This window comes from Micromonospora sp. NPDC005707, assembly GCF_040631005.1.
GTDB lineage: Bacteria > Actinomycetota > Actinomycetes > Mycobacteriales > Micromonosporaceae > Micromonospora.
Window position 1 is genome coordinate 64,758 of record NZ_JBEXYR010000014.1, and the last position, 21,461, is coordinate 86,218.

The 21,461-nt window shown below is 72.8% G+C and carries 20 protein-coding genes; 6 read left to right on the forward strand and 14 right to left on the reverse strand.

All coding sequences use genetic code 11. The annotated features are described in order from the left end of the window. Nucleotides 1-291 precede the first annotated feature (291 nt). From nfi to ABZ452_RS25165, 7 genes are read right to left on the reverse strand one after another with little or no spacing between them, the layout of a single operon-like run. A complete protein-coding gene (gene nfi, locus ABZ452_RS25135) occupies nt 292-1,020 on the reverse strand; it encodes a deoxyribonuclease V (RefSeq protein WP_357947489.1) in 729 nt (242 codons plus the stop codon). Next, entirely contained in the window at nt 1,017-1,223 is a 207-nt protein-coding gene (locus ABZ452_RS25140) for a hypothetical protein (protein WP_357947492.1), read from the reverse strand. Before ABZ452_RS25140 ends, nfi begins: the two co-directional genes overlap by 4 nt. A 28-nt stretch (nt 1,224-1,251) precedes the next feature. Further along, on the reverse strand, nt 1,252-1,836 hold the full coding sequence (locus ABZ452_RS25145) for a DinB family protein (RefSeq protein ID WP_357947495.1): 585 nt from the start codon (nt 1,834-1,836) through the stop codon (nt 1,252-1,254). A 53-nt stretch (nt 1,837-1,889) separates the two neighbouring features. Then, nucleotides 1,890-2,324 carry a hypothetical protein gene (locus ABZ452_RS25150; protein ID WP_357947771.1) on the reverse strand — a complete coding sequence of 145 codons (435 nt, stop codon included), beginning with the start codon at nt 2,322-2,324 and terminating at the stop codon, nt 1,890-1,892. A 1-nt stretch (nt 2,325) separates the two neighbouring features. Further along, nucleotides 2,326-6,627 (reverse strand): toxin glutamine deamidase domain-containing protein, encoded by a 4,302-nt coding sequence (locus tag ABZ452_RS25155; RefSeq protein ID WP_357947774.1) that lies wholly within the window; start codon nt 6,625-6,627, stop codon nt 2,326-2,328. A 24-nt stretch (nt 6,628-6,651) separates the two neighbouring features. Beyond that, nucleotides 6,652-7,008, reverse strand: a complete 357-nt coding sequence (locus ABZ452_RS25160; RefSeq protein WP_357947498.1) for a hypothetical protein — start codon at nt 7,006-7,008, stop codon at nt 6,652-6,654. 4 nt (nt 7,009-7,012) lie between these two features. Further along, on the reverse strand, nt 7,013-7,426 hold the full coding sequence (locus tag ABZ452_RS25165; protein WP_313722956.1) for a YbaB/EbfC family nucleoid-associated protein: 414 nt from the start codon (nt 7,424-7,426) through the stop codon (nt 7,013-7,015). Nucleotides 7,427-7,507: 81 nt separating this feature from the next. Between ABZ452_RS25165 and ABZ452_RS25170 the strand changes: the two genes are divergently transcribed. Further along, on the forward strand, nt 7,508-8,740 hold the full coding sequence (locus ABZ452_RS25170; protein ID WP_357947502.1) for an SUKH-3 domain-containing protein: 1,233 nt from the start codon (nt 7,508-7,510) through the stop codon (nt 8,738-8,740). A gap of 17 nt (nt 8,741-8,757) precedes the next feature. Here the strand turns inward: ABZ452_RS25170 and ABZ452_RS25175 are convergent, their stop codons facing one another. Together ABZ452_RS25175 and ABZ452_RS25180 are read right to left on the reverse strand one after the other, a co-directional pair. Further along, nucleotides 8,758-9,372 carry a DUF2625 family protein gene (locus ABZ452_RS25175; protein ID WP_357947505.1) on the reverse strand — a complete coding sequence of 205 codons (615 nt, stop codon included), beginning with the start codon at nt 9,370-9,372 and terminating at the stop codon, nt 8,758-8,760. Nucleotides 9,373-9,402: 30 nt separating this feature from the next. Further along, nucleotides 9,403-10,842, reverse strand: coding sequence for an aldehyde dehydrogenase family protein (locus ABZ452_RS25180; protein ID WP_357947508.1), 1,440 nt, complete (start codon nt 10,840-10,842; stop codon nt 9,403-9,405). A 141-nt stretch (nt 10,843-10,983) separates the two neighbouring features. Here ABZ452_RS25180 and ABZ452_RS25185 point away from each other — a divergent pair, with 141 nt between their 5' ends. Beyond that, entirely contained in the window at nt 10,984-12,420 is a 1,437-nt protein-coding gene (locus ABZ452_RS25185; protein WP_357947511.1) for a gamma-aminobutyraldehyde dehydrogenase, read from the forward strand. A gap of 3 nt (nt 12,421-12,423) precedes the next feature. Next, complete coding sequence (gabT, locus tag ABZ452_RS25190) at nt 12,424-13,692, forward strand: 4-aminobutyrate--2-oxoglutarate transaminase (protein WP_357947514.1); 1,269 nt, start codon at nt 12,424-12,426, stop codon at nt 13,690-13,692. 80 nt (nt 13,693-13,772) lie between these two features. Here gabT and ABZ452_RS25195 read toward each other — a convergent pair whose 3' ends face one another. Continuing rightward, nucleotides 13,773-14,210 (reverse strand): hypothetical protein, encoded by a 438-nt coding sequence (locus ABZ452_RS25195; protein WP_357947517.1) that lies wholly within the window; start codon nt 14,208-14,210, stop codon nt 13,773-13,775. A 106-nt stretch (nt 14,211-14,316) separates the two neighbouring features. Here ABZ452_RS25195 and ABZ452_RS25200 point away from each other — a divergent pair, with 106 nt between their 5' ends. Genes ABZ452_RS25200 through ABZ452_RS25210 form a run of 3 tightly spaced genes read left to right on the forward strand, consistent with a single transcriptional unit; the run spans nt 14,317 to nt 16,621 of the window. Beyond that, nucleotides 14,317-14,733: a GntR family transcriptional regulator gene (locus ABZ452_RS25200; protein WP_357947520.1), complete on the forward strand. Its 417-nt coding sequence runs from the start codon at nt 14,317-14,319 to the stop codon at nt 14,731-14,733. A gap of 11 nt (nt 14,734-14,744) precedes the next feature. Then, nucleotides 14,745-15,635 (forward strand): ABC transporter ATP-binding protein, encoded by an 891-nt coding sequence (locus tag ABZ452_RS25205; RefSeq protein ID WP_357947523.1) that lies wholly within the window; start codon nt 14,745-14,747, stop codon nt 15,633-15,635. Further along, nucleotides 15,632-16,621 carry a transporter gene (locus ABZ452_RS25210; RefSeq protein WP_357947526.1) on the forward strand — a complete coding sequence of 330 codons (990 nt, stop codon included), beginning with the start codon at nt 15,632-15,634 and terminating at the stop codon, nt 16,619-16,621. The genes ABZ452_RS25205 and ABZ452_RS25210 overlap by 4 nt, the downstream gene beginning before the upstream one ends. 56 nt (nt 16,622-16,677) lie before the next feature. Here the strand turns inward: ABZ452_RS25210 and ABZ452_RS25215 are convergent, their stop codons facing one another. The 4 genes from ABZ452_RS25215 to ABZ452_RS25230 form a co-directional block, all read right to left on the reverse strand. Next, nucleotides 16,678-17,361: a hypothetical protein gene (locus ABZ452_RS25215; protein ID WP_357947530.1), complete on the reverse strand. Its 684-nt coding sequence runs from the start codon at nt 17,359-17,361 to the stop codon at nt 16,678-16,680. A gap of 82 nt (nt 17,362-17,443) precedes the next feature. After that, the gene (locus ABZ452_RS25220) at nt 17,444-18,079 is read right to left on the reverse strand and encodes a M15 family metallopeptidase (RefSeq protein WP_357947533.1); all 636 of its coding nucleotides are present in this window, start codon (nt 18,077-18,079) and stop codon (nt 17,444-17,446) included. Further along, the gene (locus ABZ452_RS25225; RefSeq protein WP_357947536.1) at nt 18,076-19,197 is read right to left on the reverse strand and encodes a D-alanine--D-alanine ligase family protein; all 1,122 of its coding nucleotides are present in this window, start codon (nt 19,195-19,197) and stop codon (nt 18,076-18,078) included. The genes ABZ452_RS25220 and ABZ452_RS25225 overlap by 4 nt, the downstream gene beginning before the upstream one ends. Further along, nucleotides 19,194-21,407 (reverse strand): pyridoxal-phosphate dependent enzyme, encoded by a 2,214-nt coding sequence (locus ABZ452_RS25230; protein ID WP_357947539.1) that lies wholly within the window; start codon nt 21,405-21,407, stop codon nt 19,194-19,196. The genes ABZ452_RS25225 and ABZ452_RS25230 overlap by 4 nt, the downstream gene beginning before the upstream one ends. Nucleotides 21,408-21,461: the final 54 nt, after the last annotated feature.

Consider the following 21,461-nt stretch of genomic DNA (forward strand, 5'->3'; position numbering starts at 1 on the left):
GCAGTTCCCGACGCACGCGGCGGTTCTAGACGGGCGCGGCGGTTCTAGACGGGCGCGGCGATTGCCGTCAGGCGCGGCAGTCCCGCGGCGGCTGCCGTCGGGCCCGGCAGTGCGCTACGGACGCGGCGGCTGCCGTCAGGCGCGGCAGGTCCCGAGTGCGACGGTTGCCGTCGGGCGCGGCGGTTGCCGTCAGGCGCAGCGGGAATCTTGGACACTTACCGTTCGCTCCGAACGGCAACTGTCCAAGATTCACATCGGCGCGCGCAAGATTGGTTCGGGTCCGGCTGGCCGTCAGGCGCTCGCGGCCGGATCGCCATGGCCGGCCGGTGCGGCGGCTGGGCGGTCGGCGGGAAGTGACTGGCGGCAGAGCCGGTCGGCCGTGCGGGTCGTCTCCGGCAGCCGATACCGGGGCGTCACCGCCAGCACCCGGTCGACCGCGTTGTCCAGACTCATCCGGTGTCCGACGCTGACGAAGACCGGCTTCACCCCGTCGCGGGTTCGCAGCACCCGACCCACCACCTCACCGCCGTCACGCAGGGGCGTCCACGCGCCGCGCTCCGGCGCCGGCTCGTCCCAGACCCCGACCAGCGGCGTCTTCCCCACTCCGATCGCGGGCAGCCCGGTCACCAGCCCGAGATGGCAGGCCAGCCCGAACCGACGCGGATGCGCCAGCCCGTGCCCGTCGCAGACCAGCAGGTCGGGCCGGACGGTCAACCGCTCCAGGGCCGCCAGCAACGCCGGCAGCTCACGGAAGGCGAACAGCCCCGGCACGTAGTCGAACGCCGGCCGGCCCACACTCACCGCCTCGTCCACCACCGCGAGGGTGGCCGCGTCCAGCACCGTGACAGCGGCCGCGAGCCGGTCACCGCTCTCCGCGTAGGCGACGTCCAGCCCGGCGACCGTCGCGGGCGCGGTCGGCCCCGGCCCGACCAGGTCGACCCGGGAGCGCAACTCCTCCTGTACGCGCAGCGCCTCCGCCACGTCGGCCGGCGGGCGGTACGGCACTCCGCCCGTCGTCACGGCCGGCCGTCCTCCGGATCGGCGTCGCGGTTCGGACCGGGGTTGCGGGTGGGGATGTTGGCGAGGGCGATCCCGAAGGCCAGGCCGATGCCGATTCCGAAGGCCGCCCCGGCGGCACCGCCGATGGTGAGCAAGCCGATCACCAACCCGATCAGCAGGCCCGCGACCCAGGAGGCTGCCTGACGTCGTGGCGAACCGGTCATCGGATCACCGTAGCCGCCCCGGAACGGATCACTGGCCGACACGGCCGTCGATCAACTCGCGCAGCAGGTCGGCATGGCCGTTGTGCCGGGCGTACTCCTCGATCATGTGCACGAGCAGCTCCCGCAACGAGATTTCCCCGTCGCCGTGCCGCCCCTTGACGTCCAGGTTCGGGGCCTCGGCGACGAACCGCTCCGCGTACGCGACCTCCTCCCGCCAGGCCGCCCAAGCCTCCTCGATCACGGCCGGGTCGCCCACGGCGCCGTTGAAGTCGGCGTCCGGGTTCGCCTGGTCCCGCCAGATCCGCGGTGCGTCCTCGCCCGCCATCGTGCGGCGGAACCAGCCCCGCTCCACCTCCGCCATGTGCCGGACCAACCCCAGCAGTGACATGGGCGACGGTGGGACGGACCGCCGGGCCAACTGCTCGGCGTCGAGGCCTGCGCACTTGAGTTCGAGGGTGAGGCGCTGATCCCTCAGGTAGTTGACCAGGACGCTCAGCTCGTCGTCGAACCCGCCCTCCGAACGGGGGTCGTCCTCGGGCGTGACGAACATGTTCGACCAGGCGAACTGGGGAGTGGGTCGATCGGTCCCGGTGCTGGTAGCCGCATCAGACATGCCGGGACCTTCTCTCCTGGGACGGCGGCCGGCAAGTCATTTCGACGGCGGGATCAGGACGCGGCGGCGGCGATGGTGGGGTCGGCGCCGGGATCGCCAGCCTGCTGAAGCTGCTCCTCGAACATCACAAACGTCCGCCGATGTATGCCCTTGATCAACGCCGCCTCCTCGATCGTCAGGCGTCGGCGTTCCGCTTCGGCGGCGTCCGCGATGGCTTTCACTGTCTCGTAGAGCGCGAAGACGGGTCCCTCTCCCTGGAGGTAGCGACCTCGGTGGTACTCCGTCCGCTGAACGAACTGGTCTGCGGTCAGGACGCTGATCTCCCCACCAACGGCAAAGAGGATCTCGTCGACGAGATCGACTGCCGGCTCCCACCCGCCGCTGTCGATCGACAGACGCCAGGCCATGAGACCGCCGTCGGACGTGGGCACCATCTTCACCGGCGACCTGTAGTAGCTGAAGTAGGCAGGCAGCTCCAGGTCGGGCATGTCAGTCACGCGTGCGATCCCTCGTTATCGATGTCTGCAACGCTTCCCAAAAGAAGTGCCGTGCCTGCCGGAGAAGACCGCCCCGCAGAGCGCGCTCCATCGCCGACATGCTACGACCCTCTTGTTCGGCAACCGCCTTCACATCTCGCCCGACCTCATACAGGGCGTGTTCCCACTCAGCAACCCGGTCAAGCGCTTTTAGTTGCAGACGAAATTCGGCAATGTGCCCGGTTGAGGTACGCAACATCATAAGGATGTCGCAATACCCGCTCTTCTGTGGCACAACCAGGCGGTCTTCAAAGTAGACGATGTCGTTTTCCAATTCTCGATGGAGCGACCCGAGAGCCTCGTACAAGTCAGCCAGGTCGTCGAACGAAACACTGGCGGCAGCCAGGTCCGTCAGCGACGACACGTCCCCGCCGTACTTGACCACCTTGTCTTCGGCGCGTTGCCTGTCCTTGGGCCCGGGCCTCGGGCTCGCTACCGCCCCGCCGGCTGAGCGCGACGCCACCTTTCGCGCGAGACTCGTTATTTCCGGCTGCACGAGAGCCGCATCTCGATAGAGCTGATCAAGATACTGCCGGCGATATGCCTGGTCGTTGCGGCGGGCCTGATCGAAGCCGGGCTGAACCGGATCGCTTCCTTCCACCTCACACGACGCACTGATTCGGCGTTGTTCCTCGGTCAGCGGAGTAGCCGCAGCCTGACGTGATTCCTCTCGTGCCACTACCGCCGGCCCCCGCTCTGCGATGTCATGCAACGCCGCGTCGAGGACGTCGATTGCCTTCTGGTGGCTGGCCAGGTGGTGGAGGGTGACGGGGCGGGCGGTCAGCGAGTTGGCGAGTTCCGGTGTCGAGAGGATCATCCGGACCAGGTCGGGCCGCTGCGCGAGCTGCCGTACCAGGGTTTCGGCCAACAGCTCCTCGCCTCGTGGCGGCGCCTCCCACGTGTGGTCGAGCATCTGCCGGACGCGCGGGTCGGCGAGCAGACGCGTCAGGTCGCCGGCTGCCGCCGAGTCCAGTTCCGGCACCAGCCGTTGCAGCGTCGGCCCGTCGACGTGTTGGGCCAGCTCGACCGGGGTCACCCCGGCGGCGAAGACCTCGTCCAGGCTCGCGCTCGCGGCCAGCGCGTCGCGCACGTACAGCCCGGCGGCGATCCGGTCGGCGTGCGCGTCCCGGTGCTCGTTCCGCAACTGGACCGCCTCCGGCTCCGCGTCCGGAGCGCTGCCGGGTAACGAGGTGCCGTCCGGCCGGTGGTGGAAGGTGGTGGATTCGCCGAGCAGGTGGACGTGGTTGAAGTCCGGTGCATCACCGTCGACGGGCGGTGGTGGTGCTGGGTCGAGCGGTCGGGGCGGCGCCGGTGCTTCCACCGGGTCGGGCAGGACGTTGTAGTCACCCGGCGGCCGGCCCGCGAGCGGCATCGGCCGGCCGTCGGGACCGAGCACCAGGGCGTCGACGCCCACCACGTTGCGGGGACTGGGGATACCGCTGTGGGTGTAGAGCGGATGCCCTCCCATCCGACCTGTCTGCGGGTCGAGGTAGAGGACCGTGCCGTTCTGGTTCAGCGCCACCCAGGCGTGTGAGCCACCGCCCTCGTACGTGGTGATGAGGAACGCGTAGCTGCCATGGCCGCCCGCCAGAAGTTGCCCGCGCAGGTCGCGGTAACCGTCCTCGATCACCGCACGCGTGTCGTGGTCGGAGGCCCCGGGCAGGGCGGCCGGGCAAAGGTTCTGGAACCGCCCGCCCGTAATCTCCTCGACCCGAAGAGGCCCGTCCACCTCGCCGCCCACCGGCTGACGGACGTCTCCGAGCAGGTAGCCGTCGAAGGTACGCGGCGCGGAGACCCGCGGCCGACCGTGCATCCAGGTCTCGAAGAGCGACAACGTGCAGTCCAGGCAGTTGATGCCCCGGGTGGCGTCCGCCGCGGGGCCACCGTCGTTCGCCAGCTGGAACCACCCGCCCCGCCGGGGATCGGGGGTCCGCACCACACTGCCGTCGGGATTGCGCGGCATCTGTCGTTCCAGGTCGGTCTGGTGCAGTGCGAGCGGTGGCCGGAGACCGCCCCGCATGCCGTAGCGGCGGGAGCGGTCGATCGGCGGTGGATGGCCGTGGCCGGTGAGCGCCGAGTGGTCCGGCGTCTCCACGGCACCGAGTGCGAGGTCGGCGACATCGTCATTGATCCGGTAGAAGTCGAGGTCGTCCTCGACCGTCACCTCGGTGGGCCGCAACTCGCCGGCACGCACGGCCTCAGCCGCGTCGACGGCTCGGTAGTGGAGCCGCTCCCTACGCCGCCCCTCACGAACGTGCTCGTCGGCGAGGTCGTGTCGCCCGGTCTCGCGCAGCTCGTGCGCGCGCTGGAGAAGCCAGCGCGCGGCTTCATAGTGCTGCTCGGCTACGTCGCGCAGTTCCCTCAGCTGAGCCTGCCGCCTGTTCTCCTCATACAGCTTCCGCTGGTGCTGGAGGTAGCCCTGATAGCGGCGTCGGTCGAGCGCCTCCCGGTCCGCGATGAGTCGGGCGGCCCGTTCCTGGGCCGTCGTCCCACGCGCCGGCATCGGATCGGAGGGGCCGGGAAGCGTCGGCAGCGGGTCTGCTGCCGGATGCTGCGGGGCCAGAGATTCCAGCAGCGGAAATCGGGGATTCGGGGCAGGCCGGCCATCTGGTCCCCTGACCGGCGCCCCCGTTCCTGGGCCCGCGGCTGATCCGGCGTACGGATGCTCCGGCACCGGCCCGGCCTGCCCGGTCACGGCGCCCACCGGCGGGTGGTTCGGCGGCATCGACACACTCTTTTGCGGCGGTACGGCGACGGGGGTGGACGGACCCACAGCGGTGGGCGTGACAGCCGCCTGCACCGGTGCCTGGTTCGACGTACCGACCTCGGGCATCACAGCACCCTTGACCGGAACGGGCTTGGACTCCGCGGCGTCCGAGCCGGACGTGGCCGAAACAGGTGCCTCAACCGCCACGGACGAGAGTGCCAAGCTGGCTGGCGTCTCCACCCGCGCGGGGCTCGTCGTCACCTCCGCGGTCGGAGGGCCGGTCGTCACCTGCACATCCACCCGATGAGCTGGTGTAGCGCCGCCACCCGCCGTGGCGTCGAGGGACAGGGGGTGCGCCGGAGGCCCGCCGCCGACGAGCGGTGGCGGGGGGATCGACGCCGAGGCGGTATCGGCCGCCTGTTGAGACGCCAGTCCGGAATCCCCGAGGAGCGGGGCCGGGTCCGGCGTTCGCTGGGAGGGGATGAGGCCGGCCGCGTCGTCCGCGGGCGGGAGCCCCAGGGCCACCGGCTGTGCGGGAAGACCGCCCAGCTTCTGGTCGAGCCGGTGGTGCAGGGCGCTGTCAGCCTGCCCGGTGGCGGAGCCGCTGGCGCCGGAGGCCGCTGCCCGGGCGATGTCCTCCAGCGACAGGTCCTGACCGGTGGCGAGCCCCGCCGCGCTCTCCGCCAGGGTCTCGCCGGCGATCTCCCGACCGAAGCGCTCCCCGACCTGGGCGAACCGCCCGTTCACGTGCCGCCCGAGGCCGGCCAGTGGCGCCGCCGCGCCGCCGGCGAAGCCACCGAGCCCCGACATGCCCACGTCGGTCAGGTCCAGGCCGTCCCGGCGGCCCGTGGAGTTCTGGTAGGCCTGGGTCGCCAGGCTGGTGCCGGCCTCCTGCCCCGCCTCGACCAGGCCGCCCAGCGCGGCCCGGCGGGCGAGCCCCCGGGCGCCGCTCTTGACGACCTCCTTGGCGGCCCGTTCGCCGGCCTCCTTCAGCCCTTCCTTGACGGCCTTGCGGGCCAACTGGGCCACCAGCCGCTTGAAGATCTGCTGCACGGCGACCCGGCTGGCCGCGATCGCGGCACCGGCCGCCGGCGAGGCGGCGCCCAGGGTCAGCACGGTGGCGACCGCGAGCGAGAGCAGCTCGACGACCAGGATGCCCAGCTCGATCCAGGCTTCGAGCTTGGCGCCCTCGATGTCGCAGCCGCACGAGTCGACCAGCTTGCCCAGCTCGCCGGTCGCCGCCACGAGGACGTGCAGCGGCGCGTCCTCGCCCTCGGCGACCCTGCCCCAGGCGATGTCGAACGCCTGCGCCACCAGGCCGACGCCGCCATATCCGCTGCGAACCTCGCCGGCAGCGGTGGTGGCGTCGTTGCGCGGGCCGGCCAGGACGTCGGCGACGCCGTACCACTGGTCGGCCAGGTCCCAGACGGCGCGTTCGTTGCCCTCCGGCCACTCGACGCCGACGACCCAGTCGAGCGCCTCGTAGATCCAGCCGGGCACGTCCCAGGGGCAGTGGTCGAGCGGGTGCGGGATCGGGCTGGGCAGCATGCTCACGCGCGGATCCTCCGGTGGTCAGCGCCAGGGCCGGTGCGGGTTGTGCTGCTGGTGTGGGATCTCGCCGATCTGGCGGGCGTTGGTCAGGTCGGTCTCGACCGTGGCGGCGACGGAACGCACCACGTCGGTGCCCAGCCCTTCGAGCGAGCGGCCGAGAATCTCCCAGGCGCGCAGCAGGGTCCCCGCGTAGCCCTGGTAGTGCTTGTCGAAGGCGGCCCCGATGTCGTCCCGGCCCCACGGGCGCTGCGCGCCGGCCGCTGCGATCGGGTCGCCCGCCTCCCGCCGGGAGGTGCTGACCGCCTCTCCGGCCAGGGCCAGGTCGGCGCCGCCGCGCCGGGCCCGGTCCGGATCCAGCCAGATCTCCCCGTCGGCCATGCCGTCACTCGCCGCGTGACAGGACGGCGTCGGCCCGGCCCAGCAACGCCCCGAAGTCATGGGTACGCAGGAACTCCACCGACGGCGAGCCGGGCGGCAGGTAGCCGGCGACCAGCTCACGGGTCGCCGTGACCGCGGCGCGGGACGCCCGCAGCACGGTGTCGGTGATCTTCCGGCTCAGCGCGCCGGCGTCCCGGTCGCGGAACACCGACGGAGCGACCTCGACGCTGATGAGCTCGCCGCGGGCGCCCACGACCGCCGTCACCTGGCCGTCGTCGGAGCGTTCGGTCACCCGCAGCTCGGCGAGTCTGATCTGCAGTTCGTCCAAACCGGACCGAAGTCGCTGGTACTGGCCGTACACCTCGTCGAACCGCGCACGCAGCGCACGGTTCGCATCCCGGTCCGCGCTCTCGGCCACCGCCGCTCCCCTTCCGTCACCGTCAGTAGGGCCGACCATACCGGGCGCCACGGAGTCCGTGGGGTCCGGTAACTTCAGGCTGTGATCGAACGACAGCAGGCCGAGCAACTCGCCGCCGTCTGGGCTCGACGGGATTCCGAGCGCCTGGGATTTCCGTGCACTCCGGTCGTCGAGGAGTTCGACCTCGGCTACCTGGTCACGTCCACTGTGTCCGCCGAGGCCCGGGCTCTTCCCGGTGACCTGCCGACCACGGTCATCGACAAGGAGACCGGCGAGCTGTCGACCTGGCCCCGGGTGCCGGCCGACGTCGTCGAGCAGATGTTCCGGCAGCGCCGGCCGGGCGCGTCACCCGCACCGCGCACCGTCGACCCGGCCGGCCAACTGCTCCGGGAGATCACCCGGTTGCCCACGCCCGGTGCCGCGGCCCATCTCACCGTCGACGGTCGTACGCACGTCGCGCATGGCGCCAAGGGCGACGTCGAGCTGCACCATCATCCGCTGGTGCGGTCCTATCTCGACGAGCTGCCCACCGGCCACCTGGTCCGGGGCGGTGACCGGCACGCCGAGATGATCGTCGTTTCCGACGTCCTGCACGAGCAGGATCACCTCCGAGCCACCGAGAACCGTCCGCCGCTGACGATCGAGGAGGCCCGAGCGATCCTCGGCACAAGCCGGCTCGAGGTCTTCCGGATCCGCGAGCCGGGAGACCCCGTCGGTGGCCCGGCGGAGCTTCCCTGCGACTCGTGCATCACCTTCCTGGTGCGCTTCAACGCCCTCCCGTGGTCCGATCTGGCACACACCGAGGAGTGGCACCCGGAGCCGCAGTCGGTCATCCAGCCGGGCCGATTCCCGGACGCGGTGCAGCACGCACTCGTGGACGCGGGCTGGCAGATCAGCATGTTCAACGAGGCCCTCGCGATGGGTGCGATCGCCGAAACCCGCGAGATCGCCGGACAGCACCATCGTCACGAGGCGTTCCCTGCCGCTGAACGGGCGCTCACCGCCTTCCCAGCGATCCTCAGCCGGAGGCGGGGGCCGGGCCAGGACGTGTGGATCAGCCGTTTCACCACGAATCCGTTACGCGGCGCCCACACAGCCGACACCCTCGCCGATTTCGGCGCCGTGCTCGGTGTCCGGCTGTTCCCGCTCGGCAGCGAGCGGCAGGAGAGCATCATCGCCGTCGACGAGCACGGCCGGATCTTCGCGCTCGATCAGGCCGGCGAGTGGTTCCTCGGCAACGACATCGACGCCGCGCTCACCACACTGCTGCTCGGGCGCGCCCCCGCCCGGGTCCGCGACGACGGCACCTGGTAGCTCCCGGCAGCCGCCCCTCAGGAGCCGAGCTGTCGTGCGGCGTCCTGGTAGAACGACACCGCCTCCGCCAGCGACACCGCCTTCCGCGACACCTGGGAGAGATCCTTGCCCTCTTTGGTGAACGGCGGCGGCCAGGCGCTGAGCCCCAGGTCGGGCGCGAGGGCCGCGACTTCCGTTTCCCAGCCCGGCCAGCGCAGGGTGTCGTAAAAGCGGGTCAGCGAGCCGGCGAGGACCGCGTACAGCCAGTCGGCGTACCCCTGTTCGAGGTCAAGCCAGCCCAGGTCGTCAGGGCCGAAGTAGTGGACGGTCGGCCGGGCCGCCGGTTGCGGCGGCGCCCAGACGAATTGGCCGCCCAGCACGTCGTACCCGATGACCACCACGCCGCGCGCGGGGTCGGATTCGCCGGGCACATCCGGCAGGCCGCCGTGGCCGCTGCCGAGCACCCGCAGCCAGCCGTGGTCGACCAGCAAGCCCCCGGTGTTGGCGACCACGGCACCGAGCCAGGACCGAGCGGTGATCTCCAATGCCGCCAGGCACGCGGACGACCGCGCCGGGTCGTTCGGCAACACCTTGACGGGGTACGGCGCGGCCGCCACGGCCTCGGCCACCTCGGGCCACGCTGACTGGTCCATCGGCTTAGCCTGCCAGTGCGGATCGGGGGACTACAGCTGCACCCCGGTCAGCACCATGACCCGCGGCTCGGTGTAGTCGTCCATGGCGCTGCGCAGCCCTTCCCGGCCCACGCCCGAGCCCTTGACCCCGCCGTAGGGCATCTGGTCGGCCCGGTACGACGGCACGTCCCCGATGATCACCCCGCCGACCTCCAGCGTCCGGGCCGCGAGGAACGCGGTCTGCAGGTTGTGCGTGAACACGCCGGCCTGCAACCCGTACGCCGAGTCGTTGACCGCGGTGAACGCGGCCTGGGCGTCGGTGACCGGGGCGACCACGAGCACCGGCCCGAACACCTCCTCGGTGCAGACCTTGGCCGACGACGGCACGCCGCTGAGCACGGTGGGCGGGTAGGTGGCGCCGTCCCGGCGTCCGCCGACCTCGATGGTGGCCCCGGCGGCGACCGCCTCGTCGACCCACGCCTCGACGCGTTGGGCCGCTTCGACGGAGACGAGCGGGCCCACGTCGGTCAGCTCGGAGGCCGGGTCGCCGGTGCGCAACTCCTCGACGGCGGCGACGAGCCGGGGCAGGAAGCCGTCGTAGAGCCATTCGTGCACGTACACGCGCTGGACCGCGATGCAGGACTGCCCGGCCTGATAGTTGGAGAAGGTGGCGATCCGGTGCGCGGCGAAGGTCAGGTCCCCGTCGGACGCCCAGTCCTCGCAGATCACCACCGCGGCGTTGCCGCCGAGTTCGAGGGTGACGTGCTTGTCCGGGGCGGCCCGGCGGATGGCCGCGCCGACCGGCCCGGAGCCGGTGAACGACACGACGGGCAGCCGGGGGTCGGCGACGAGTTCGGCGGCACGCTCGTTGGGCAGCGGCAGCACCGAGAACATCCCCTCGGGCAGGTCGGTCTCGGCCAGGATCTCGCCGAGCAGCAGCGCGGAGAGCGGGGTGGCCGGGGCCGGCTTGACCACGATGGGGGCGCCGATGGCGAGGGCCGGGGCGACCTTGTGCGCGACGAGGTTCAGCGGGAAGTTGAACGGCGTGATCCCCAGGACGGGGCCCCGGGGCACCCGCCGGACCAGCGCGATCCGGCCGGTGGCGGCCGGGTCGGTGTCGAGGCGTTGCAGCTCGCCGGAGAAGCGCCGGGCCTCCTCGGCCGCCCAGCGGAAGGTGGAGACCGCGCGGCCCACCTCGGCCTTCGCCCATTTCACCGGCTTGCCGTTCTCGGCGGTGATCAGCGCGGCGATCTCGCCGGCCCGGTCGGCCAGCCGGCGGGAGACGTGGTCGAGGGCCGCCGCGCGGACGTGCGCGGGCAGGGCCGCGGCCGCCGCGGCCACCTCGGCGGCTGCCGCGACGGCGGCTTCGACCTGGTCGGGCGTGGCGAGGGTGGTACGCCCCACCGCCCGGCCGTCGTACGGGTGGGTGACGGTCAGCTCACCCTCGCCGTGGGCGGGGCGGCCGGCGACATAGAAGGCTCTCGGCTCCACGCTCGGCAGCGTAGACCACGCAGGGCCGCGCGGAAACAGTTGCTCAAACCCTTGTCTGCCTCGGATTCAGTAGCCAAGATGGCAGTCAGATTGCGATAACCTCCGCAGACCTTCCCCCCGGCCACCCCTCGGAGACTTCTGATGAGCGATCAGCAGCAGCTGCGCAACTTCGTCAACGGCGAGTACGTCGACCCGGTGGACGGCGGCTTCGCCGACCTGATCGACCCGTGCACCGGCGAGGTCTTCGCCCAGGCGCCGGTCTCCGGTGCGGCGGACGTGGACGCGGCCATGAAGGCGGCCGCCGCCGCGTTCGAGACCTGGCGGGACGCCACCCCGGGCGAGCGGCAGAAGGCGCTGCTGAAGCTCGCCGACGCCGTGGAGTCCCGGGCGGCCGAGCTGGTCGACGCCGAGGTCCGCAACACGGGCAAGCCCCGCCAGCTCACCGCCGACGAGGAGCTGCCGCCGGCGGTGGACCAGTTCCGCTTCTTCGCGGGCGCCGCCCGCCTGCTGGAGGGGCGCTCGGCCGGCGAGTACATGGCCGGGCACACCTCGTACGTGCGGCGGGAGCCGATCGGCGTCTGCGCCCAGGTCACGCCCTGGAACTATCCGCTCATGATGGCGGTCTGGAAGATCGCCCCGGCCCTGGCGGCCGGCAACACGGTGGTGTTGAAGCCCTCCGACACCACCCCGGTGTCGACGCTGCTGCTGGCCGAGATGGCGTCCGAGTTCCTGCCGCCGGGCGTGTTCAACGTGGTCTGCGGCAACCGGGACACCGGCCGGGCGCTGGTGTCGCACCCGACCCCGCAGTTCGTCTCGATCACGGGTTCGACCCGGGCCGGCATGGAGGTCGCCGCGGCGGCGGCGCCGGACCTCAAGCGGACCCACCTGGAGCTGGGCGGCAAGGCCCCGGTGGTGATCTTCGACGACGCGGACGTGGCGGCGGCGGCCGAGGCCATCGCGGTGGGCGGCTACTTCAACGCCGGTCAGGACTGCACGGCCGCAACCCGGGTGCTCGCGGGGCCGGGCATCCACGACGACTTCGTGGCCGCCCTCGCCGAGCAGGCCCGCAACACGAAGACCGGCGCCCCGGACGACGAGGACGTGCTCTACGGCCCGCTGAACAACGCCAACCAGCTCGCCCGGGTACGCGGCTTCGTGGACCGGCTGCCGGATCACGCGAAGGTCGACACCGGCGGCTCCCAGGTCGGCGAGCGCGGCTACTTCTACGCCCCGACGGTGGTCTCCGGGGTCCGTCAGGCCGACGAGATCATCCAGGACGAGGTGTTCGGGCCGGTCATCACCGTGCAGCGCTTCTCCGACGAGGACGAGGCGGTGCGCTGGGCGAACGGCGTGGACTACGGCCTCTCCGCCTCGGTGTGGACGAAGGACCACGGCCGGGCCATGCGGATGACCCGCCGGCTGGACTTCGGCTGCGTCTGGGTGAACACCCACATCCCGTTCGTCTCCGAGATGCCGCACGGCGGCTTCAAGCACTCCGGGCACGGCAAGGACCTCTCGGTCTACAGCCTGGAGGACTACACGCGGATCAAGCACGTCATGCACAACATCGAGGGCTGACCCATGTCGAGCGAGGAACTGCACAAGCGGCGCGGGGCGGCCGTCGCCCGGGGCGTCGGCAGCACGATCACCTCCTACGTCGACCACGCGGGCGGCGGGACGATCACCGACGTCGACGGGCGGGAGTGGATCGACTTCGCGGCCGGCATCGCGGTCGCCAACGTGGGCAACTCGGCGCCGAGGGTGGTCGAGGCGGTCCGGGCGCAGGTCGAGCGCTTCACCCACACCTGCTTCATGGTCGCGCCCTACGAGTCGTACGTGGCGGTCTGCGAGCAGCTCAACGCGCTGACCCCGGGCGATTTCGAGAAGCGCTCGGCGTTGTTCAACTCGGGCGCCGAGGCGGTGGAGAACGCCGTGAAGATCGCCCGGCACGCCACCGGGCGGCCGGCGGTGGTGGTCTTCGACCACGCGTACCACGGCCGGACCAACCTGACCATGGCGTTGACCGCGAAGAACATGCCGTACAAGCACCGGTTCGGGCCGTTCGCCGGTGAGGTCTACCGGGTGCCGATGTCGTACCCGCTGCGTGACGGCGGCCTCGACGGGGCGACCGCGGCGGCGCGGGCCGTCGAGATGGTGGAGAAGCAGGTCGGCGCCGAGAACGTGGCGGCGCTGCTGATCGAGCCGATCCAGGGCGAGGGCGGTTTCGTGGTGCCGGCCGAGGGCTTCCTGCCGGCGCTGCGCGAGTGGGCGACCGCCGCCGGGGTGGTGTTCGTCGCCGACGAGATCCAGACCGGGTTCTGCCGGACCGGCGACTGGTTCGCCTGCCAGCACGAGGGCGTCGAGCCGGACCTGGTCACCCTGGCCAAGGGCATCGCCGGTGGGCTGCCCCTCGCCGCGGTCACCGGGCGGGCCGAGCTGATGGACGCGGTGCACGTCGGCGGCCTGGGTGGGACGTACGGGGGCAACCCGATCGCCTGCGCGGCCGCGCTCGCGGCCATCGAGACCATGCACGAGCTGGACCTGGCCGCCGCCGCCCAGCGGATCGGCGCGGTCATGGTCGAGCGGCTGCGCGCCATCGCCGCCCGTGACCCGCGCGTGGCCGAGGTGCGTGGTCGTGGCGCGATGCTCGCCGTGGAGATCGTCCAGCCGGGCACGCTGACCCCGGACCCGGCCGCCACGGCGGCGATCTCGGCGGCCTGCCACGCGGCCGGGCTGCTCACCCTCACCTGCGGCACGTACGGCAACGTGCTGCGGTTCCTGCCGCCGCTCGTCATCTCCGACGACGAACTGGGTCGCGGCCTGGACATCCTGGAGGCCGCGTTCGGCTGACCGAGGTCAGCCCACGATCGTGGAACACCACGGGCGTCGATCCCCCAGGTGCCGCCCGTGGTGTTCCACCCGTCTCCCGCCTACAGGCACATCCAGCAGTAGGCGTCGAGCCCCTTCGCGCCCGCCGCCCGCGCCACCCGCCGCAGCTCGGCCACCAGCTCGGCCAGCAGTTCCACCTCCGGCTCCCCCATCCACTCCTCGGCGGTGCGCCACTCGGCCGCGACCGGCCGCAGGCGCTCGTCGGGCAGGGCCGCCAGCTCCGCGACGAAGTCCGGCACGAGCCGGATGAGGTATGGACCCTCGTCGTCGTGGCCGTCGATCCGCTCCCCGCCGGCGTGCAGCCCGGCGCTCGGCGACCCGAGCCGGCCCGCGCGGATTGCCTCCCACAGCGCGCCGCCCAGCACGAACGGCTCGACGTTCTTGCACCGCAGCGGCTCCAGGTCGTCGCCCGGCCCGGTCTCGGCGGCGGCCCGCGCCTGGTCCAGAGTGGCCGCGAAGTATTCGGTCAGAATGCCCACGCCCGGCACGCTAGGTGCCACCCCCGACACTCCCGTAGAAGGGGCCCCACGGCGGGCCCACCCTGTTCTATAGTCCTACTGTCGTAGGACAATAGAAGGGCGTCTCGTGATCGAGTTCGTACTGGACGGCCGGTCCAAGGTGAACACCTATGTGCAGCTGATCCAGCAGGTCAAACAGGCCTTGCGGGTGGGGCTGCTGACGCCCGGCGACCAGTTGCCGAAGGTCCGCGACGTCGCACAGTCGCTGGCCATCAACCCGAACACGGTGCTGAAGGCGTACCGCGAGCTGGAGATCGAAGGTCTGGTCGAGGGACGCCCCGGCGTCGGCACCTTCGTCCGCCGGACCATCGCCGGCTCGTCGCTGGCCGATCAGGCCGAGCTTCGCGAGGAGCTGGTGGCCTGGCTGCACCGCGCCCGCGCCGCAGGGCTCACCCCGGAAGACGTCACCGCCCTGGTCGAGACCACCATGCGGGCCGCGCTCGTCGCCGACACGACGCGTGCCGAACCCGCCTCAGCAGGATGAGAGGACAGCTGATGGAGATCGCGCTGGAGGCCGAGCAGCTCGGCAAACGGTACGGAAGAACCTGGGCGCTGCGGGACTGCTCGCTGCGCCTGCCCGCCGGACGGATCGCCGCCCTCGTCGGCCCCAACGGCGCCGGCAAGAGCACCCTGCTACACCTCGCGGTCGGCCTGCTGCGGCCGGACGCCGGCGCGGTGCGGATCTTCGGCGAAACGCCGTACGCCAACCCGTCGGTGCTGCCCGAGATCGGTTTCGTCGCCCAGGACACCCCGCTCTACCGGGACTTCACCGCGGCCGACCTGGTGGAGGTGGGCCGCCGGATGAACAAGCGCTGGGACGGGGCACTGGCCCGCAACCGGCTGGCCCAGCTCGGCATCCCGCCGAAGCTGCCCGTCGGCAAGCTGTCCGGCGGCCAGCGGGCGCAGGTCGCGCTGGCGCTCGCGCTCGCGAAGCGGCCCCGGCTGCTGCTCCTCGACGAACCGGTCGCCAGCCTCGATCCGCTGGCGCGCCGGGAGTTCCTGCAGTCGCTGATGGGCAGCGTCGCCGAGTCCGAGACGACCGTCCTGCTCTCCTCGCACCTGCTGGCCGACCTGGAACGGGTCTGCGACTACCTGGTCGTGCTGCAGGCCGCCCGGGTGCACCTGGCGGGCGCGGTCGACGACCTGGTCGCCGCTCACCGGCAGCTGGTCGGGCCGCGGCACGGCGGCGAACCGATCGAGGGGGTCGACACCGTGGTCCGGGCGAGCCACACCGCCCGGCAGTCGACGCTGCTGGTCCGTACGACCGGCGAGGTCCTCGCCCCGGAATGGACGGCGCACGACGTGACGCTGGAAGACCTCGTGCTGGCCTACCTCGCCGAGGGCGAAACCACCACGAGCCACGCGGCCTGGGAGGTGCCGGCATGATCTGGCTGGCCTGGCGGCAGCACCGCAAGCAGCTGCTCTTCACCCTCCTCGGCTTCGCCGCGCTCGCGGCCCTGATGATCCCGATCGGCCTGTCGATGCGGCACAGCTTCACCGAGCTCGGGCTGCCGGACTGCGTCAGTCAGCTGGCGCGTTCGCAGCTCGACCCGGTCACCGCGAACGGCTGCGAGTCGGCGTTCCGCCAGTTCACCAACCGGTACCAGAGCTTGAACCTGGTGGCGGTCCTGCTTGTCGTCCTGCCGGTGCTCGTCGGTCTGTTCTGGGGCGCCCCGCTGGTCGCCCGGGAGGTGGAGCACGGCACGCACCGGTTCGCCTGGACGCAGGGCGTCGGCCGCACGCGGTGGGCCCTGGTGAAGTTCGGCCTGGTCGTCGTCGTCACGCTGACCCTGGCAATCGGCTACGGACTGGGCATGGCCTGGTGGGTCAGCCCGCTGACCCAGGCCGCGCACGAGGGCCGCCTCGGCTTCATCGTCTTCGACCTGCAGGGCATCGCCCCGATCGGCTACACGCTCTTCGCGGTGGCGCTCGGCATCTTCGCCGGCACACTCTGGCGCCGGATGCTGCCCGCCATGGGCGTCACCCTGGCCGCGTTCATCGGGGTCCGGGCGGCGGTGGCGATCCTGGCCAGACCGCACTACCAGCCCGCCCGCACCCTCACCTTCCCGATCGAGGGGGCCGATCTGCTGCGGGAGGACCGGGGCAACTGGGTCCTCGCCAGCGGTGTGCGCAGCGCCGACGGGAAGATGCTGGCGGCCGACACCCGGATCATGTGCCCGCCGGGCGGCCAGGCACCGGACGGCGGCCGCTGCGGGGCCGACATCGGCGCCGGACCGGGCGCCTACAACTGGGAGCTCTACCAGCCGGCGGACCGGTTCTGGCCGTTCCAGTGGATCGAGACCGGCATCTTCGTCGCCCTCGCCGCCCTCCTGCTCTACCTCGCCGTACGCCGGCTCCGCCGGATCGCCTGAGCGGCCCGGCCGGGTGGAACGCCTCGGCGTTCCACCCGGCGCCGGACCGGGCGCGGTCAGCGCAGCAGTTCCACCACGTTGCGGCGGACCAGGTTCTTGCCCGGCTCCCGGATCAGGTCCATGGCCGCCGCGTTGAGCAGCACGCAGCTCCCGGAGGGCCCGGTGACCGTCACGGTCGCCGCCTTGCCGTTGTCCAGGTTCGTCACCCGCAGCCGGGTGCCCACCGGGAACTGCCCGCTGGTGGCGGCCGGCGCCCCGCCCTCGGCGGAGAAGGTGATCGCCCCGCCGCAGACGCTGGCGGGCGCGCCGCCGGGCTGGGCGTTGCCCGGCCGGGCCTCGCCGATCGGGGCTCCGCCACCCGGCCCGGCCGCGCCGGTCGCCGGGGCGCCGCCGTCGAGGCGTTCGACAAGGTTGCGGCGGATCACGTTCTTGCCCGGCTCGCGGACCAGGTCCATGGCCGCCGCGTTCAGCAGCACGCAACTGCCCGACGGGCCGGTCACCGTGACCGTCGCGACCTTGCGGTTGTCCAGGTTGGTCACCCGCAGCCGGGTGCCCACCGGGAAGCGGTCGCTGGTGGCCGCCGGCGCCCCGCCCTCCGCCGAGAAGGTCACCGACCCCGCACAGGCCGACTGCCCGGCCGGGGTGGTCTCCGCGAACCCCATCCCCGTGCCCACCGCGACGACCGCCGAGGCGGCCAGTGCCACGGTCGCCGCCAGCACGTGCTTGCGCTGCACCTTCACGTTGTCTCTCCCGTCGTCCGGTGGTCTCCGTTCGACGCCTGGTACGGATTGGAGGGCCGGACCGTTCAGTCGGGACGGCGGGTCACAACGGACCGTAACGGGTGTGCGGCGCTCCGGTGAGCAGCGCCCAGTACCGGTCGCCGTAGGACCAGTGCCACCACTCCGTCGGGTAGTTCACCAGCCCCGCCCCGCTCAGCGCGGCCACCAGGACCTGCCGGTTGCGCCACGCGCTCACCGGGATGTGCCGGGCCGCCGTGAAGCAGGCGTCGGCGCTCTCCTCCGGGGTGGCGTCGAGTGCCGTGCCCATGTCCAACTCGATCCCGTCGGCGTCACACAGGGTGAGGTCGACCGCCCCGCCGGTGCTGTGCGGCGCCACCTCGACCGGCGAGACGAACTTCGTGGTCTCCCGGTGCAGCCGGTCCGCCGGCCAGTCCGGGTAGCGCCGGCGCAGCTCGTCCCGGTAGCCGGTGAAGATGTCGAGCTGCGCCCGGTACGGCCGGTAGCCCTCGACGACCAGGAGGCGCAGGCCCGCCGGCAGCGCGCGCTGCGCGGCCAGCAACCGGTCCGCGACCCCGCGTCGCACCCGGGCGTACGCCCCGGCGGGGTCGGCGGCCCGGGTGTCCAGCCGCAGCTCCGGCAGGTCCCGCAGGTCGACCAGCGGGTCGCCGTCGTCCCGGCTGGACACGGCGGCGACCCGGGGATCGGAGAGCAGGATCATGCCGCACCGCCCCGGGGACGGGCCTCGTGCCGGGTGAAGGCGAGCGTGACCAGCCGGTCCACCACCTCGGGGTAGGCCACGCCGGACTCGGCCCACACCTTCGGGTACATCGAGTGCGCCGTGAAACCGGGCAGGGTGTTCAGCTCGTTGACGAACAGGTCGCCGGTCGTCTCGTCGTAGAGGAAGTCGACCCGGGCCAGGCCCCAGCCGCCGATCGCCGTGAACGCCCGCACGGACAGCTCCCGGATCCGTTCGGTGACCTCGTCGGGCAGCGGCGCCGGGACGATCATCGGGTCGGCGTCGCCGAAGTACTTCTGCCGGTAGTCGAACCAGCCGCCCGCGACCCGGACCTCGCCGACCGCCGACGCCTCCGGGCGCCAGCCGCCGAGCACGCCGCACTCCAGCTCACGGCCCGTCACGCCCTGCTCGACCAGCACCACGTGGTCGTGCCGGAGCGCCTCCTCGACCGCCGCCGCCAGGTCGTCGCCCTCGGCCACCCGGGAGATTCCGATGGAGGAGCCCATCCGGGCCGGCTTGACGAACAGCGGCCGGCGCAGCCCGACGACCAGCTTCTCCGGGTCCTCCGCCGCCCGCCAGGTGGGCGCGTCGAACCAGACGTGCGGGGTGGTCGGCACCCCCTCGGCCCGCAGGGCCCGCTTCATCGCCACCTTGTCCATCCCGACGGCGGAGGCGAGGATCCCGCACCCGGCGTACGGCACGCCGAGCGATTCGAGCAGGCCCTGCACCACGCCGTCCTCGCCGTACGGGCCGTGCAGCACCGGGAAGACCACGTCCAGCTCGGCGTGCACCGTGCCGGGCGCCTCGGCCGCGGTGACCGCCACCGTTCCGGCCCGCGCCCCGGCCCGCAGTTCCACGGCCGGGCCGGTCACCGGCAGCCGGTCGTCGATGGCCCGCCCGGCGCCGACGCTCGCGCGGCGCTCGGCCAGCACCGGCTCCGGCACCAGCCGCAGCCCGCCGGTGCGGGTGATCCCGAGCGCGACCACCTGGTGGCCGCGCTCGGCCAGGGCCCGGGCCACGCCGAGCGCCGAGGCGCAGGAGACCTCGTGCTCCGCCGACGGGCCACCGAACAGGACGCCGATCCGAACCGCAGCGCTCACGCCGCCACCCCTTCCATCCGAGCCGGATCGGCGACGGGTCCGCCCGCCAGCCGGGCCACCAGCTCCGCCTCGACATTGCCGCCGGTCAGCACCACGCCGACCGTCCGGTACCGCCCCGGCCGCCCGCCCTCGGCGCCACCCGCCGACCCGAGCCCGCCCGCGGCCTCACCCGCCGGCTGAAGCACGCCGACCGGGCCACTCGCCGGCCACAGCGCGCCGTCCAGGTCGCCCGGCCGGGTCGCCAGCCGCAGCGCGCCGGCCAGTCCGGCCGCGCCGGACGGCTCGACGAGCACCTTCAGCTCCAGCAGGAGCAGCCGGAACGCGTCGGCGATCGCGTCGTCGTCGACCCGGACGACGCCCCGGACGGCGTCCCGCGCCACCGCGAACGGCAGGTCGCCGACGCAGCTCGGGCGGAGCCCGTCGGCGATGGTGGGGGCCGGCACGACCGGGGTGGGCCGGCCGGCGGCGAGGCTGCGGGCCAGCGAGTCGCAGCCGACCGGCTCGACGCCGTACACCTCGATCGCGGTGCCGGCGGCGGCCAGGCAGGCTCCCGCGACGCCGCCGCCACCGCCCACCGGCACGACCAGCGCGTCCAGCGGGGTGCCGGCGCGTTCCGCCTCCTCGATCAGCTCCAGGCTGGCGCTGCCCTGCCCCGCCACCACGTCGGGGTGGTCGTACGCGTCCACCAGCGGGTGACCGTCGGCGCCGGCGATCTGCCGGGCCACGGCCAGCCGCTCCTCGACGGTGGTGCCGGCGAGGACGACCCGCGCCCCGGCCGCCCGGGCCCGGGCCACCTTGACCGGGGCCGCGTCGACCGGTAGCACCACGGTCGCGGCCAGCCCGTGCCGGCGGGCGGCGAGCGCCACCGCCACCGCGTGGTTGCCGGTGCTCTGCGCGACCACCCCGGTGTGGCCGCCCGCGGCGAGCCGGCCCACGGCCAGCATCGCGCCGCGCATCTTGTACGAACCCCCGGTCTGGAGGTTCTCCGCCTTGAGCAGGATCCGGGCGCCGGCCAGCCGGTCGATCGCCGGGCTGTTCAGCACGGGGGTACGCACCACCCGGCCGGACAGCCACCAGGCGGCCTCCTCGACGCGGGCCCGGTCCGGCAGGGCCGGAGCGTGGCTGGTGGACATGGTCTCTCCTTCTCGGATGTGGTCGGTGCCGGCGCGGCGCGGCAGGTCGAACAGCCAGCGCGCGCCGGCCGCCGTGAGTCCGCGGTGGACGGCCAGGCTGAGGGCCAGGACCACGGCGGTGAGCAGGACCGGGTAGCCGGCCACCAGCAGCGCCCGCCCCGGTCGGTTCAGGTCGGCGACCGGGCCGGCGAGGAACCGGTGCAGCAGGGCCAGCACCGGCATGTGGATCACGTAGATGGGCAGCGTCCGGCGGCCGAGGCGGGCGAGCGCCCCGCCGGCCACCCGGAGCCGGGCCACCCGGGCCGCGGCCGTGAGGCCGAACGCCACCGCGACGACGGACACCAGGAGCCGGACGCCGGGCCAGCCCTCGGCACCGGCCAGCGCCATCGCGGCCAGCGCCACGGCGTATGCCGTTCCGGTCCAGGCCAGGCGCCGGGTGCTCGCGCCGGCCGCCCAGCGCTGGAGGTACGGCCGCAGGTGCACGCCGGCCAGGAAGAACACCAGGTTCTGGTAGACCTGCCCCCGGTTGCCCGGGCTGTCCAGAAGGCCCGTGGCCGCCACGGCGGAGAGCGCGCCCGAGGCGGCGAGCAGCACCGCCGGGTGGACCCGGCGCAGCGCCTTGGCCAGCGCGAAGTAGAGCGCCAGCGCGTACAGGTACCAGAGGTTGGAGGGCGTGACGGTGAGCTGGGCCAGCAGGCCGCCGAGGCTGGTGGCCCGGTCGGTCGGGAAATCCGGCACGAGGGCCAGCAGGACGGTGTGGACGAGCAGCCAGGTGCCGTAGAGGTGGAGGTTGCGGGCGATCCGGGGGCGCCCGGCCACCCGCCACGGGCGGGCGACGGCGTTCGCCGCGAAGATCCCGGAGAGGGTGAAGAAGAGCGGCATCCGCAGCGGGAGCAGTTGCTCGCCGAGCAGCCCCCAGGCCCCCGGCACGGGCAGGTCGATCCGCCAGTCGATCCGCAGGTAGTGCTTGACGATGACGTGCCAGAGCACCACGAGGATGATGCAGGCGCCCTTGGCCACGTCGGCCCAGACCACCCGGCCGGCCGGTGTCGCGGGCTGATCGGTACGGGTCGGCACGGCGGTCTCCTCTCCCGGCGTCGCACGCCGTCGGTCGTTTTCGGGCAGGTGACA

Bases quoted from the DNA above. Each gene is read 5' to 3' on its own strand.
- ABZ452_RS25140 (WP_357947492.1), bottom strand. From the start codon at position 1,223: ATGACCGGTTCGCCACGACGTCAGGCAGCCTCCTGGGTCGCGGGCCTG.
- ABZ452_RS25175 (WP_357947505.1), bottom strand. From the start codon at position 9,372: ATGGACCAGTCAGCGTGGCCCGAGGTGGCCGAGGCCGTGGCGGCCGCG.
- ABZ452_RS25155 (WP_357947774.1), bottom strand. From the start codon at position 6,627: ATGCTGCCCAGCCCGATCCCGCACCCGCTCGACCACTGCCCCTGGGAC.
- ABZ452_RS25145 (WP_357947495.1), bottom strand. From the start codon at position 1,836: ATGTCTGATGCGGCTACCAGCACCGGGACCGATCGACCCACTCCCCAG.
- ABZ452_RS25150 (WP_357947771.1), bottom strand. From the start codon at position 2,324: ATGCCCGACCTGGAGCTGCCTGCCTACTTCAGCTACTACAGGTCGCCG.
- ABZ452_RS25185 (WP_357947511.1), top strand. From the start codon at position 10,984: ATGAGCGATCAGCAGCAGCTGCGCAACTTCGTCAACGGCGAGTACGTC.
- ABZ452_RS25205 (WP_357947523.1), top strand. From the start codon at position 14,745: ATGGAGATCGCGCTGGAGGCCGAGCAGCTCGGCAAACGGTACGGAAGA.
- ABZ452_RS25210 (WP_357947526.1), top strand. From the start codon at position 15,632: ATGATCTGGCTGGCCTGGCGGCAGCACCGCAAGCAGCTGCTCTTCACC.
- gabT (WP_357947514.1), top strand. From the start codon at position 12,424: ATGTCGAGCGAGGAACTGCACAAGCGGCGCGGGGCGGCCGTCGCCCGG.
- ABZ452_RS25220 (WP_357947533.1), bottom strand. From the start codon at position 18,079: ATGATCCTGCTCTCCGATCCCCGGGTCGCCGCCGTGTCCAGCCGGGAC.
- ABZ452_RS25160 (WP_357947498.1), bottom strand. From the start codon at position 7,008: ATGGCCGACGGGGAGATCTGGCTGGATCCGGACCGGGCCCGGCGCGGC.